Origin of the sequence: Micromonospora thermarum, assembly GCF_012034245.1 — a bacterium.
Lineage (GTDB): Bacteria > Actinomycetota > Actinomycetes > Mycobacteriales > Micromonosporaceae > Micromonospora > Micromonospora thermarum.
In genome coordinates, this window is record NZ_JAATEO010000015.1 from 86,038 (window position 1) to 99,149 (window position 13,112).

The 13,112-nt window shown below is 73.2% G+C and carries 13 protein-coding genes; 4 read left to right on the forward strand and 9 right to left on the reverse strand.

What is annotated here, in order from left to right; genetic code table 11:
- Window positions 1-108: 108 nt before the first annotated feature.
- Window positions 109-1,944 carry an AfsR/SARP family transcriptional regulator gene (locus tag HCJ94_RS15595; RefSeq protein WP_168001743.1) on the reverse strand — a complete coding sequence of 612 codons (1,836 nt, stop codon included), beginning with the start codon at window positions 1,942-1,944 and terminating at the stop codon, window positions 109-111.
- A 561-nt stretch (window positions 1,945-2,505) separates the two neighbouring features.
- Between HCJ94_RS15595 and HCJ94_RS15600 the strand changes: the two genes are divergently transcribed.
- Window positions 2,506-2,877 (forward strand): antibiotic biosynthesis monooxygenase family protein, encoded by a 372-nt coding sequence (locus HCJ94_RS15600; RefSeq protein WP_168001744.1) that lies wholly within the window; start codon window positions 2,506-2,508, stop codon window positions 2,875-2,877.
- Window positions 2,878-2,960: 83 nt separating this feature from the next.
- Here HCJ94_RS15600 and HCJ94_RS15605 read toward each other — a convergent pair whose 3' ends face one another.
- Window positions 2,961-4,583, reverse strand: coding sequence for an FAD-dependent monooxygenase (locus HCJ94_RS15605; protein ID WP_168001745.1), 1,623 nt, complete (start codon window positions 4,581-4,583; stop codon window positions 2,961-2,963).
- 163 nt (window positions 4,584-4,746) lie between these two features.
- Here HCJ94_RS15605 and HCJ94_RS15610 point away from each other — a divergent pair, with 163 nt between their 5' ends.
- The 3 genes from HCJ94_RS15610 to HCJ94_RS15620 are packed head-to-tail and all read left to right on the forward strand — an operon-like array spanning window position 4,747 to window position 8,310.
- A complete protein-coding gene (locus HCJ94_RS15610; RefSeq protein ID WP_309227295.1) occupies window positions 4,747-6,420 on the forward strand; it encodes an acetyl-CoA carboxylase carboxyltransferase subunit alpha in 1,674 nt (557 codons plus the stop codon).
- Window positions 6,417-6,911, forward strand: a complete 495-nt coding sequence (accB, locus tag HCJ94_RS15615; RefSeq protein WP_168001791.1) for an acetyl-CoA carboxylase biotin carboxyl carrier protein — start codon at window positions 6,417-6,419, stop codon at window positions 6,909-6,911. Before HCJ94_RS15610 ends, accB begins: the two co-directional genes overlap by 4 nt.
- Window positions 6,912-6,933: 22 nt before the next feature.
- Complete coding sequence (locus tag HCJ94_RS15620; RefSeq protein WP_168001746.1) at window positions 6,934-8,310, forward strand: acetyl-CoA carboxylase biotin carboxylase subunit; 1,377 nt, start codon at window positions 6,934-6,936, stop codon at window positions 8,308-8,310.
- Between the two features lie 101 nt (window positions 8,311-8,411).
- Here HCJ94_RS15620 and HCJ94_RS15625 read toward each other — a convergent pair whose 3' ends face one another.
- From HCJ94_RS15625 to HCJ94_RS15655, 7 genes are all read right to left on the reverse strand, one after another.
- On the reverse strand, window positions 8,412-8,798 hold the full coding sequence (locus HCJ94_RS15625) for a SchA/CurD-like domain-containing protein (protein WP_168001747.1): 387 nt from the start codon (window positions 8,796-8,798) through the stop codon (window positions 8,412-8,414).
- Window positions 8,798-9,532: an SDR family NAD(P)-dependent oxidoreductase gene (locus tag HCJ94_RS15630; RefSeq protein ID WP_309227296.1), complete on the reverse strand. Its 735-nt coding sequence runs from the start codon at window positions 9,530-9,532 to the stop codon at window positions 8,798-8,800. The genes HCJ94_RS15625 and HCJ94_RS15630 overlap by 1 nt, the downstream gene beginning before the upstream one ends.
- Before the next feature lie 43 nt (window positions 9,533-9,575).
- A complete protein-coding gene (locus tag HCJ94_RS15635) occupies window positions 9,576-9,914 on the reverse strand; it encodes an antibiotic biosynthesis monooxygenase family protein (protein WP_168001748.1) in 339 nt (112 codons plus the stop codon).
- A complete protein-coding gene (locus HCJ94_RS15640; RefSeq protein WP_168001749.1) occupies window positions 9,914-10,639 on the reverse strand; it encodes an SDR family NAD(P)-dependent oxidoreductase in 726 nt (241 codons plus the stop codon). Before HCJ94_RS15640 ends, HCJ94_RS15635 begins: the two co-directional genes overlap by 1 nt.
- A gap of 20 nt (window positions 10,640-10,659) precedes the next feature.
- On the reverse strand, window positions 10,660-11,139 hold the full coding sequence (locus HCJ94_RS15645) for an anthrone oxygenase family protein (protein WP_205801339.1): 480 nt from the start codon (window positions 11,137-11,139) through the stop codon (window positions 10,660-10,662).
- A 43-nt stretch (window positions 11,140-11,182) separates the two neighbouring features.
- Window positions 11,183-11,437, reverse strand: a complete 255-nt coding sequence (locus tag HCJ94_RS15650) for an acyl carrier protein (RefSeq protein WP_168001750.1) — start codon at window positions 11,435-11,437, stop codon at window positions 11,183-11,185.
- A 97-nt stretch (window positions 11,438-11,534) separates the two neighbouring features.
- A complete protein-coding gene (locus HCJ94_RS15655; protein WP_168001751.1) occupies window positions 11,535-13,088 on the reverse strand; it encodes a peptide MFS transporter in 1,554 nt (517 codons plus the stop codon).
- Window positions 13,089-13,112 lie beyond the last annotated feature (24 nt).

Here is a 13,112-nt window from a genome sequence, read left to right on the forward strand (position 1 = left end):
CCGGCGGGACGACCGGGCGGCGGGTGGGACGGGACGGGCGGGTGACGGTGCCACACCGGCGGGACGGCCGGTCGGTGGTGAGGCTGACTCCGGCACCCGTCCGCGAGCTCAGACGTTCGTGCCGAGCCGTGGCTCGATGAACTCGTGGTTGAGGCGTTCCCGCGCGTACAGGCGGGTCAAGCGGTGCAGCTGGTAGCGGACCACGCCCTCGTCCGCCCGCGCCTCCAGGAGGTTGCAGGCGACCAGGCGGCCGAGCTGCGTCTCCACGGTGTCGGCGGCGCTGCCGAGCAGGTTGGCCGCGGTGGCTGCGGTGAAGTGCGGCGGCGGGAGCAGGCTGAGCAGGCGTAGGGCGCTGCGGTCGTGCGGCTCCAGCCGGTAGTAGGTCTCGTCGTAGTTGGTGCGGACGTCGAACTCGGCGAACCGCAGCTGGTCGAGCGCGGCCGGCCCGGACTCGATCAGGCTGGCCATCTTCCGCAGCGACCAGGTCGGTGCGGCGGCGAGCCGGGCGCCGACGCAGCGCAGCGCCAGCGGCAGGTGGCCGCACCGGTCGGCGATCCGCTCGGCCTCCTCCGGCTCGGCGTTCACCCGGGACGGGCCCACCATGGCCCGCAGCAGGGCCACGGCCTCGCCGGTGGTCATCACGTCGAGCTTGGTGACCTGGACGCCGGGCAGGACCTGAAGGCCCCACCGGCTGGTCACCACGACCGCGCTCTCCGGCGTCGCCGGCACGAGCGGGGCGATCTGGGAGGCGGTGGCCGCGTCGTCGAGGACCACCAGGAGCCGCCGGCCGTTGGTCCAGGTGCGGTAGAGGCTGCTCCGCTCCTCCACGGTCGGCGGGATCTGCTGCTCCGGCACGCCCAGCGCCCGCAGGAACGCGGCGAGGACGTCCAGTTGTGAGGTCGGGTTGCGGGACGAGCCCCGCAGGTCGGCGAAGAGCTGCCCGTGCGGGTACCGGGCCTTCTCCAGGTGCCCGACGTGCAGCGCCAGGGTTGTCTTGCCGACACCGGTCAGCCCGCAGATCGACACCGCGGCCGGTGCCGTCCGGTGTTCCTGCCCGGCGGCGAGGACGGCAGTGACCTGCCGTACCACCGCCTCCCGGCCGGTGAAGTCGGGTACGTCCGGCGGCAGTTGCGCGGGCACCGCCGTACGGGCCGGGGCCCGCTCGGTCGACGTCGCGGGACGAGGCGCCGGGCGGCTCTCCGTCGGCTCGGCGTTGAGCAGGGACCGGTGCAGCCGCTGGACGGCCGGGGACGGTTCCAGCCCGAGCTCGTCGATGAGCAGTTCCCGCAGCCGCCGGTAGACCTCGAACGCCTCGTACCGCCGGCCCGACCGGTCCAGCGCGGTCATCAGGTTGGCGTGGAACCGCTCGTGCAGCGGATAGCTGCGGACCAGTTCCTTCAGTTCGCTGATCAGTTCCTCGTACCGGCCGAGCTGCATGTCCGCCTCGATGCGCATGCCGAGCACCCGGAGCTTGTTCTCCTCGAGGCGGGTCGTGTGGGCGGAGAGGATCTCGCCGGCGTTGACGCCGAGCAGGGCCGGGGCGCGCCAGAGCGCGAGAGCCTCGGTGAACAGTTCGCTGGCGCGTTGCGCGTCGCCGCGCTCCCGTTCGAGTCGGCCCTGCTGGGCGAGCCGTTCGAAGTGACATGCATCGATGTCATCGTCGTCGACGTCCAGCAGGTAGCCGCAGGACTGGGTGTGCAGCCGCGCCAGCCCGGACGGGTCCAACACGTCCTTGCGCAGCTTGTAGATGTACGTCTGGAGGGTTGTCATCGCGCTGTCCGGCGGATTGTCCCCCCATAATTCGTCAACGAATTCGCTGACCTGCACAACCTGGTTACGGCGCACCAGAAGAAAAGCCAAGACCTGGCGAACCTTCGGTGCGGTCGGGGTGATATCCCGGTCCTCGTGAGTAACGGACAATGGGCCAAGAATGCGGAACACCATTCAGCTCCCCCAGGAAATGGTGCGGCGTTAACGCTCGTCCGAAAGACGGGACATTGACGGGCAATTGTGGTGGTGGATCAACCCCCAGACAACTTGTCCAGTCTTTCGGCGGCATGATCGACATGCTCCGTGGCGCAACTGCTACAGACTGTAAGTTGCGACCCCAGCACGGTCAAGGTTTCGTGGGTCAACTGTCCGACCTTTCCCGCGGGTAGGTTCCGTGCTAATCGCGCGTGGCGTGCAGGCGTCGACAAAATGTCGCTTAGCGTCTAGCGGGATCGGGTGAGTGGCGCATAATCCGTAGTTCCAGCGGCACTCTGGACAAAAACCGTCATCTATGTTGTCCTTTTTGCGCCGCTCGACGGGAATGATGCTGACGCCTCCTATTTCCACCCGCGCCGGCGTCCGGCGGATGTCGAGTCCGCCTCGAGAACCGGCCCCGCCGGGGCCGGGAGACCGAGCCCGGCTTCAGCCGCCCCCCAGCGGGTCGGGGTGTCCTGTGGAGGCGGCCCCGGGCGGGGCCGCCGCCACGCCGTGGCGCACGAGGGAGGGGTGGCCCGCATGTCCGACCAGGTGGCACGGTCGACGTCCGACGAGGCCGGACCGGAGGGCGCCGCGCCGGCCGGACCACACCGGGTGCGGGTCCTGGTCTACGCCGCCGCGCCCTCGGGTGAGCCGGACGCGGTGGCGACCGCGTACCACCGCATCAGCCGCGACCTGGCCGGAACTCCCGGCCTGCTGCGCAACGAGCTGCTCCGCGCGGCCGACGACGACCGCGCGTTCGTCGTGATGAGCGAGTGGACCAGCCTGGACGCCTTCCGCGACTGGGAGGCCGGGGCGGCCCACCGGGGCACCACCGCGCCGCTGCGCGACTACCAGCGCGTACCCGGCCCCCGGCCGTTCGGCGTCTACGAGGTCACCGCCACGTACTGAGGCGGGCCCTTCACGTACCGATCCGGTGGGCGTTCGGGACCGCCCACCGGATCGTCGCGTTCGGCCCGCCGGACCGCACCGCGTCAGTCGGCCCGGCCGAGCACCGTCCGCAGAGCCTCGCGTAGCGCGGCGGCGGGATCGACCACCGAGTCCCCGCAACACCAGGCCACGTGGCCGTCCGGCCGCAGCAGCGTCGCCCCGGCGGCGTCGTACCGGGCCGCGAAGACGCCCTCAACGTCCACCAGGTCCGCGCCGGCCGCCGCCGACCCGATCCGATACGCCCGCAGCGGCACCGACAGCTCCCGGGCCACGAGCGATCCCACCCCGTCCCAGCGGACCGCCGCGCTCCCGGTCAGCAGCACGAACGCGTCGTGGCACAGGTCGTGCACCGAGATGCGCCGCCCGCCGCGGTCCAGCCACAGGTGCGGCGCCCGCAGGCCCGGCTCGGCACGTGCGGTCAATTCCCGCCCGTACACCGTGTCGTGCGCCGCACCGACCGTCGCCGCGGACCGGTACCGCTGTCCGAGGGTGCAGAGCACGTCGTCGACGTCCTCGGTCCCCGGGTCCTCGCCGAAGCGGGCCCGCTGCCGCGCGACGGTGATGTCGGCCAGGGCCAGGGCGACCGGCCGGCGCTCCGCCTCGTACGTGTCCAGCAGGCCCTCGCGGGCCCATCCGCCGAGCACACCGGCGAGCTTCCAGGCCAGGTTGTGGGCGTCCTGGACGGCCGCGTTGGCGCCCATCGCGCCGGCCGGCGGCCAGACGTGCGCCGTGTCGCCGACGAGGAACACCCGCCCGGCCCGGAACCGGTCGGCGACACCGACCGCCTCCTCCCAGGCGGCGACGTCGAGCACCTCCACCGGCCGGTCGGTCCCGAGGAACGACCGGGCCAGCTCGCGACAACGGTCCGGGGTGAACGACTCCGCCGGGGTACGCGCCGGGTCGAAGCTCACGCTCATCGCCCACTGGTCCGGGACCGACGTCGTCAGGAACGACCCCAGCCCGATCTCGTCGTTCACCACGATCCAGAACATCGCCCGCTGGCGGACGATCCCGGTCAGGTCGGCCCGGACCAGGAACGTCACCCAGTGCTGCGTGACACCCGGCCCGGCGCGGTCGATCCCGACCGCCTCCCGGGTCCGCCCACGGAAGCCGTCCGCGGCCACCAGGTAGCGGGACCGGACGGTACGCCGGTCGCCGCTCGTGACGTCCTCGATGACCGCGGTCACGCCGTCGTCGTCGGCCTCCACCGACACGCACCGGGTGCCGAAGCGGATGTCCGCCCCGCGCTCGCGGGCCGCGTCGACGAGGATCGGCTCGACGCTGCGCTGGTCGGCCATCACGAACTCGGCCGGGGTCAGCTCGGGCAGCGGCTTGCGTGTGTCGTCGGCCAGCAGCCAGGTCCACTCCCCGCTGAGGGTCTCACAGCGGACCACTCCCGCCTCGTCGTCGAACGGCCGGCCGGCCCGCCGGATCAGGTCCTCGACGCCGAGCGGCCGGTAGAGCTCCATCGTCCGCTGGTTGATCCCCCGTGCCCGGCCCTGGACCGAGATGCCCGGGTGCCGGTCCACCAGCACCGACGCCACCCCGTGGTGAGCGAGGAACAGCGCCGACGCGAGGCCGGCGTAGCCACCTCCGACCACCAGGACGGGCGTCGTCTCGTCGTACGTGTCGGCGGGCTCCCGGCCCACCGCCCGGTCGCTCGGCATCCGCGTCCTCCCTCTCCGGCGGCCGCGTGCCGCCCGTGCGGCCGCGCCCGCACAGCAGGATCACGGCCGGTCCTCGAGAGCCGGTGGACGTCCGCGCCGGTGGCGGCGCCCCGGTTCAGCCCGCGTCCAACACGCCTTGAGGCTCCGGAGTCAGGCTTCCGGTGTGACCGTCTCCACACTGCCCCCATCCGCGCCGGAGTGGGTCAGCTGCGGCACCTGCCGGGGCCTGACCTACGGCCCGCGCTTCGACCGGGACCTGCGGGTGTGTCCCGGCTGTGGCCACCACAGTCGACTCACCGCCGGTCAACGCATCGAGCAGCTGCTGGACCCGGGATCCGTCCGGCCGCTGGAACCGCCGGCGGTGAGCGAGGACCCGCTCGGCTTCGTGGACTCCCACCCGTACCCGGACCGGCTCCGCGCCGCGCGCGGTGCCACCGGCCTGGCGGAGGCGGTCACCTGCGTGACCGGGACCCTGATGGGCCATCCGCTGGTCGCGGCCGTGATGGACTTCCGGTTCCTCGGCGGCAGCCTCGGCGTCGGGGTCGGCGCGGCCATCACCGCCGCCGCCGAGACCGCCCGCGACACCCGCCGCCCGCTGCTGCTGGTCACCGCCTCCGGCGGGGCGCGCATGCAGGAGGGCGCGCTCGCCCTCATGCAGATGGCGAAGACCAGCCAGGCGATGGCCGAGCTGGACGAGGCGGGCATCCTGACGATCTGCCTGGTCACCGACCCGACGTACGGCGGGGTGGCGGCCTCCTTCGCGACGCTCGGCGACGTCGTCATCGCCGAGCCCGGCGCCCGCATCGGGTTCGCCGGCCGGCGGGTGATCGAGCAGACGATCGGCCACGAGCTCCCGGAGGGCTTCCAGACCGCCGAGTTCCTGCTGGCCCGCGGCCTGCTCGACGCGGTGGTGGCGCGCTCGGCGCTGCGCCCGACCCTCGCCCGGCTGCTGGCCGCCGCCGCGCCGGGCACCCCGTCGGCGGCGGTCCCGACCCGGGTACCCCTCGTTCGCGACCCCGCCGAGCTGCCCGTCCGCGAGCCCGCCGACGTGGTGGCGGCGGCGCGGCACCCCCAGCGCCCCACGACCCTCGACCACATCGCCCAGGTCTTCGACGACTTCCTGGAACTGCGCGGCGACCGGAGCTCGGGCGACTGCCCGGCGATCGTCGGCGGGATCGGGCGGCTCGACGGCCGGCCGGTGGTCGTGATCGGCAGCCAGAAGGGCCGGGACACGGCCGAGCGCATCCAGCGCAACTTCGGCATGGCGCTGCCGGAGGGCTACCGCAAGGCGGCCCGGCTCATGCGGCTCGCCGCCAAGCTGGGCCTGCCGGTCGTGACCCTGGTGGACACCCCGGGAGCCCATCCCGGCGTGGACGCCGAGGAGCGCGGGCAGGCGTGGGCGATCGCCGAGACGATCCGCCTGATGTCCGGGCTGCCGGTGCCCGTCGTCGCGGTGGTGACCGGCGAGGGCGGCAGTGGCGGCGCGCTGGCCCTCGCGGTCGCCGACCGCGTCCTCGCCTGCGCCGGCGCCATGTACTCGGTGATCAGCCCGGAGGGGTGCGCCGCGATCCTCTGGAAGGATCCGGCCGCCGCGCCCCGGGCCGCGGCGGCGTTGCAGATCGGCGCCCGGGACCTGCTGCGTCACGGCATCGTCGACGCGGTGGTACCCGAGCCGCCCGACGGCGCGCACGAGGACCCGGTCACCGCGGCGGACCTGCTGCGGGCCGCGCTGATCGAGTCCCTTCAGGAGATCGCCGCCGTCGCGGCGACGGATCTGGTGGCCCGCCGCCGGCGACGGTTCCGGCGGTTCGGCACCGAGGAGTCGAGGTGGACATGACCAACGAGGTGACCGACACGACCTCACACGGCATCGACGAGCTGTGCCGGCAGGCGACACAGCTCGCGCGTACCGCCCCGACGCCGTTGCGCAGCGTCCGGGTGCAGGCCGGTGAGCTGCTGGTGGCGCTGGAGTGGCCAGACACGCCGGCCGGCGCGCCGGTCGTGGTGGCGGCGCCCGCCGCGGCAGCGGCCGCCGCCGGTGACCCGGGGGAGGCGCCCCCGGCGGACGGCACGTTCACCATCTCGGCGCCGCTGGTGGGCACCTTCTACCGGGCTCCCGGGCCCGGGGCGCCGCCGTTCGTCGAGGTGGGCCAGGACGTGGCGGCGGGCCAGCAGGTGGCGATCGTCGAGGCCATGAAGCTCATGAACCCGGTGGAGGCCGACCGGCCCGGCCGTGTGCTCGAGGTGCGCGTGGCCGACGGCACCCCGGTCGAGTACGGCGAGGTGCTCTTCGTACTGGCGCCGCCCCCCGAGGCGGACGCGCCGTGACGCGGACCAGGAGGTAGGACACGTGTTCTCGACCGTGCTGATCGCGAACCGGGGCGAGATCGCGCTCCGGATCGCACGGACCTGCCGGGAGATGGGCATCCGGACCGTCGCGGTCTGCTCCGACAGCGACCGCGACTCGGCCATCGCCCGGTACGCCGACAAGTGCGTCCGGATCGGACCGTCCGCGGCCCGGCTCAGCTACCTGAACCCCGCCGCCATCGTCACCGCCGCGCTCCAGAGCGGCGCCGAGGCGGTGCACCCGGGCTACGGGTTCCTCTCCGAGGACCCGGACTTCGCGGAGATCTGCGAGGCCAACGGGCTCACCTTCGTCGGCCCGTCGGCCGCGCTGCTGCGCCGCCTCGGGGACAAGGCGCAGGCCCGCGAGATCGCCCGGGCGGCCGGTCTGCCGGTGCTGCCCGGCAGTTCCCGCTCGCCCGCCTCGCTGGAGGAGGCGCGGGAGGTCGCCGCCCTCATCGGGTACCCGGTCATCATCAAGGCCACGGCGGGCGGCGGCGGCCGGGGGATGACCGTGGTCCGCGACCCGCGCGAGTTCGGCCGCTCCTGGGCCCGGCTGCGGGCGGTGGCCCAGGCCACCTTCAACGACCCCCGCCTCTACCTGGAGAAGTTCCTGGAGAACGCCCGGCACGTCGAGGTGCAGGTGCTGGGCGACGGCAACGGCGACGTCATCCACCTGGGGGAGCGCGACTGTTCGGTGCAGCGGCGCCGCCAGAAGCTCGTCGAGGAGACACCGGCGCCGGGCCTGCCCGGTGAGCTGGCCGAGCGGATCCGCGCGGCGGCGGTGCACGCGGCCCGGGAGGTCCGCTACGCCGGCGCCGGCACGTACGAGTTCCTGGTCGGCGACGACGGCGACTTCGTCTTCATGGAGGTCAACTGCCGGATCCAGGTCGAGCACCCGGTCACCGAGCAGGTGACCGGCATCGACCTGGTCCGCGAGCAGCTGCGGGTCGCCGCCGGGTACGGGCTGTCGGTCACCCAGGAGGACGTGCAGCCGCGGGGCGTGGCCATCGAGGTGCGGGTCAACGCCGAGGACCCGGAGCGGGGCTTCCTGCCCACGCCCGGGGTGCTCGACGAGTTCCTGCCGCCGAGCGGGCCGTTCGTCCGGGTGGACACCCACGGCTTCCCGGGTTTCCGGGTCACCGCCGACTATGATCCGCTGCTCGCCAAGGTGACCGTCTGGGCGCCGGACCGGCGGCAGGCGATCGAGCGGGTCGACCGGGCGCTGGCCGAGTTCCGGGTGACCGGTCGCGGGGTGCACACGACCCGCGACTTCCTCCGCCGGGTGGTGGCGAACCCGGTCTTCCGGGCCGCGAAGCACACCACCGGCCTGGTCGACGAGATGGCCGTCGAGGACGCCGAGCGGTTGCGTCTCGCCGGCTGACGACGAGAACGAAGGCCCCGTCCGTGGGCGGGGCCTTCGTCGTGGGCACGCACGAAAGCGGCGGACCGGGAACTTCCGGTCCGCCGCATCCGTCGGTGCGGTCAGTTGGGCTGCGGTGGCACGTACTCCTCGCGCGACAGCTGCGAGATGCAGCGCATGGTGGCGTTGCGGAAGTACGACTGGAAGCCCTCGGTGGTCTTCGTGTCCCGCTGCTCGGCGAGGTACGGGGCGAGCTTGCTCTCCAGCGTGTGCACGCCCTGCTGCTTCGCCATGTGCCGGCCGATGGCGGCGAAGTCCCCCTGGTAGTGGATGACCCGCACCATCAGGTCGTCCCGGATGAACACCGCGGTGCCGAGCAGTTCGCCCACCTCGGTGCCGTCCTCGTCCCGCAGCACCGGCGAGTCCACCCGCCGGAAGTTCGCGAAGATCTCCGCGATCTCCTCCTCGTGACCGGGCTTGACCCGGTAGGTGATGGCGGCGTACGGCATCAGATTCCTCCGTCCACGTGCAGGATGCTCCCGCTGACATAGCGGGACTCGTCACCGACGAGGAAGAGCACCGGCCCCGCCACCTCGTCGGGTTCGCCCAGCCGGCGCAGCGCGGTCATTCCCTTGATCAGCTCCGCGACCGGTGGCGGCGGGCCGCCGCCGGGTTCGGTGACGATCACCCCCGGGGCCACCGTGTTGACCCGGACGCCCCGGTCGCCGACCTCCCGGGCCACCGAGCGGGTCAGCCCGACCAGCGCCGACTTCGACGCCGCGTAGTGCGCGCTGTGCGGGCGCCCGCGCAGCGCGGCCGACGCGCCGACGAGGACGACCGAGCCGCCGTCGACGATCAGCGGCAGCGCCGCCTTCGTCACCAGGAACGCGGCGGTCAGGTTGATGTCGACGACCCGTGCCCATTCCTCGGGCGTCAGCTCCTCCAGGGCGGCCCGCCCGTCGACGCCGGCGTTGTTCACCACGGCGTCCAGGCCGCCGAGCGTCTCCCGGCAGACCTCCACCAGGCGGGTGACGTCCTGTTCGTCGGTGACGTCCGCCTGGACGACGCGGTGGCCGGCGCCCTCCTTCTCCAGCTCCCGGGCGAACTCCTCGGCGTGCTCGCGGTCGTGGCCGTAGCACACCACCAGCCGCGCGCCGGCCCGTGCGGCGGCCAGCGCGGTGGCGCGGCCGATGCCGCGCGTACCGCCGGTGATCAGGATCCGTTTCGCGGCGAGCGAACCCACGTCGGTGCCTCCCTTCGTCGTGCCGTGGTGGGGACGGCCCGGGTCACCGGGCCGCCGCCGCGCCGGTCATCCCGTACACGACGCGCATGGTCGTCATCGACCCGCCGGACCGGTACGGGTGCAGCTTGGTGCGGTGCTCCACGTGTGCCTCGCTGTGCTCGAACTCGCGGAAGCGGGGCTCGTCGACCCAGTCGCTGACCACGTAGTAGACCGAGTCCTCCTCGGTGCTGCGGGACAGCCAGTGCCCGAGGTTCGCCGGGTGCTGCACGATCGTGCTGCCGACCTTGTGCCAGGTCTGCTCGAACTCCCGCTCCATGCCGGGGTGGATGTTCATGCGCAGCATGACGCGGAAGACCTCCGACCGGTCCTCGTCGGCGGCCATCAGATCCCCCCGTCGACGTTGATGGTCTCGCCGTTGACGAAGCTCGCGCTGTCGCTGGCGAGGAACCGGACCACGGACGCGATCTCGTCGGCCTCGCCGAGGCGGCCGAGCGGGATCAGGTTCTTGTAGCGCTCCAGCACCGCCGGCGGCGTCTCGGCCTCGGTCTGCACCGGGCCGGGCGCGACGACGTTGACGCGGATGCCCTGCGGACCCAGCTCCTTCGCGAGCGAGCGGGTGAGCCCGATGAGGCCGGACTTGGCGGCGGTGTAGTGGGCGCGCAGCGGGATGCCGACGGTGGCCACCCGGGAGCCGACGTTGACCACCGACGCGCCCGCGCCGAGCAGCGGCAGCGCCGCCTGGATCACCCGCGCCGCGGCGGTGAGGTTGCTGTCGACGACCGACTTGAACTCGTCCAGCGGGAGCTTGGCGAACGGCACGTGGCTGATCACGCCCGCGTTGTTGACCACCGCGTCGAGGCGCCCGAACCGCAGCCGGGCCTCCTCGATCAGCGCGGTGACGTCCTCGGCCTTGGTGACGTCGGCCCGGACCACCTGGTGGGTGCCGGGGGTGGCCTTGAGTTCCTCGACGAGGCTGCCGACCGCCTCGCTCTCCGTCCGGTAGCAGGTCACGACGTCGGCTCCGGCGCGGGCGAAGGACAGCACGATCGCCCGCCCGATGCCCCGGCTGCCGCCGGTCACCAGCACTTTCTTCCCGGCAACGTCCACGGTGTCTCCTTCCCAGGGGTTCACGGACTCGCCGTGGTGGCGAGCAGCACCGCCACGGCGCTCACGTTCACGACGAACGCCAGCACGGCCAGCGCCGTGCGCAGCAGGTTCCAGTTCCGCCAGCGGACCCGCGGGTCCGCCAGCGCCCAGTCGGCGGGCGGGCGCTGCGGGTCCAGCGACATGACGTACCGGTTGATCGGCACGTTCTTGACGACCGAGATCACCATCACCACCACCAGCAGGGCGCCGGCGGTGCCGAACAGCGTCCGGGCGGTGGCGTCGTCGGCGGTGGCGACGAGCACCAGGTCCAGGACGCAGGCCGTCGCGTTCAGCGCCGGCATCAGCGGGTCGTACCGCTTCCAGAGGAACTGCACGGTCCCCACGTACGTCTGGTACGGCACGGCCAGGGTCATCGGCGCCAGGCCGATGACCGTGGAGACCATCACCCCCACCGCCACGCCCTGGGCGACCAGGGCGACCGCCAGCAGCAGGGGTGTCACGTCGACCCACCCGGTCCGGGGCCGACCGGCCGTACGGTCACCGTCACGGCACCACCGCGTGCCGGTTGACGTAGTCGACGAGGCGGGCCGGGGTGGTCAGCTCCGTCACGTCGTCCTCGCGGACCTTCACCCCGTACTCCTGCTCGATGCGGGCCGTCAGCTCCAGCACCGCGAGCGAGTCGTACCCCAGGTCCTGGAACTCCAGGTCCCCGACGTCGCCGTCGAGGTCGACCGACTCGTCGACGCCGGCGCTCTCGCGCAGCAGACGCCGTACGTCATCGAGGTTGATCTTCGTCACCACTGACCCCTTCCCTGCCCGGCCGGCCCGGTCCGGGCCGGCTCCAAGGTTTTCGGCTGGACGTCGAGACTCCGTGGAGGCCCGCTCGGGCCGCCCGTCACTGCTGGCCCGCGGGGCGGGCGGCGCGCGGCGCGGGCACCGGCGCGGCCGGGCGCGGCGCGTCGTCCACGAACGGCGCGTTCAGCCGGCGGCGGAAGGCCACGAACAGGGCGCCGATCGCGAGCGCGACCACGGCGAGCGAGAGGTAGTACACCGGCCCGGAGACCACGTCGATCAGCGCGCCGACCTGGGCGCTCAGGCCGCCGCCCAACGCGGCGAAGAGCCAGTAGACCCCGATCGCCTGGCCCAGGAAGGCACGCGGGACGAGGTCCGCGATGGCGCTGATGCTCACCGCGGCCACCACGATCTCGCCCAGGGCGTGCAGCAGGTAGACCGAGAGCAGCCAGAGCGGCGACACCCGGTCGCCACCGGCCGCGAGCGCCGCCGCCGCCGTCATCACCAGGAAGCTCACGCCGGCCAGCAGCAGACCGAAGGCGAACTTGTCGGGTACGGCGACCCGCGCGCCGAGCCGGGTCAGCTGCCAGGCGATCAGCGGCGCGAGCAGCAGCATGAACAGCGGGGTGGCGCCCTGCAGCCAACTCGCCGGGAACGTGAAGCCGAAGATGGTGCGGTCGGTGGAGTCCTTGGCGAACAACGTCAGCACCGAGCCGTCCTGCCCGGCCAGCAGCCAGAAGATGGTGGCGGCCAGCATCAGCCGCAGCATCACCGACAGGCGCCAGCGGTCGTTCCCGGTCAGCTCCGGGTTGCGGCGCAGCCGCCGGTACGCGCCCCACGGCGCGGCGATGAGCAGGAGGCCGACGATCCCGAGTGCGGCCTGCGGCGGGACCACCCCGGCGCTCAGGCCGACGACCAGCAGCAGCACGAGGACGCCGACGACCGGCAGTAGGCGGTGCAGCAGCGCCCGGCGTTCGGCCGGCGACAGCGGGCGGGCCCGGTGGGCGCCCGCCGTGCCGAGGGCGCGCCGCCCCGCGGCCGTGGTGAAGACGCCGACCGCGACGACGGCGCCGATGGTGGCGAAGGCGAGCCGCCAGCTCACCCGCTCGCCGATCGCGCCGATCACCAGCGGCGCCAGCAGGCCGATCGCCTGGATGCCGACGAAGAACGCGGCCAGCGTGGCCTCGCGCCGCCCAGGGGTGCCGGCGAGCATGTTGACCAGCGCCTGGTGGTTGGGCTTGAACAGGCCGAAGCCGGCGGAGATGAACAGCAGGCCGATCAGGGTCAGCGGGGACGGCGGCAGCGCGAGGGTGAAGCAGCCGAGGGAGATCAGGGCGAGCCCGGCCACCATCGCGCGCTGCTGGCCCAGCACCCGGTCGGCGAGCCAGCCGCCGGGCAGCGCGAACATGAACGTGATGCCGATGAAGGCGCCGAACAGGGCGGCGCCGCTGCCCGCGCTCAGGCCCAGCCCGCCCTGGCCGGTCGGGGCGACCGCGTACAGCACCAGGATGGCCTGCATGCCGTAGAAGCCGAACCGTTCCCACAGCTCGGCCACGAACAGGCTGCGGAACCACCCGCTGGTGAACAGTCGGTCGGTCGGGTCGGTGCGGGGCGGCGGGACGGCCGCCGCGGCGGGGGACCTGGTCGTGTCCACCATGGGAGGTCACCTCCGGCTCGGGGG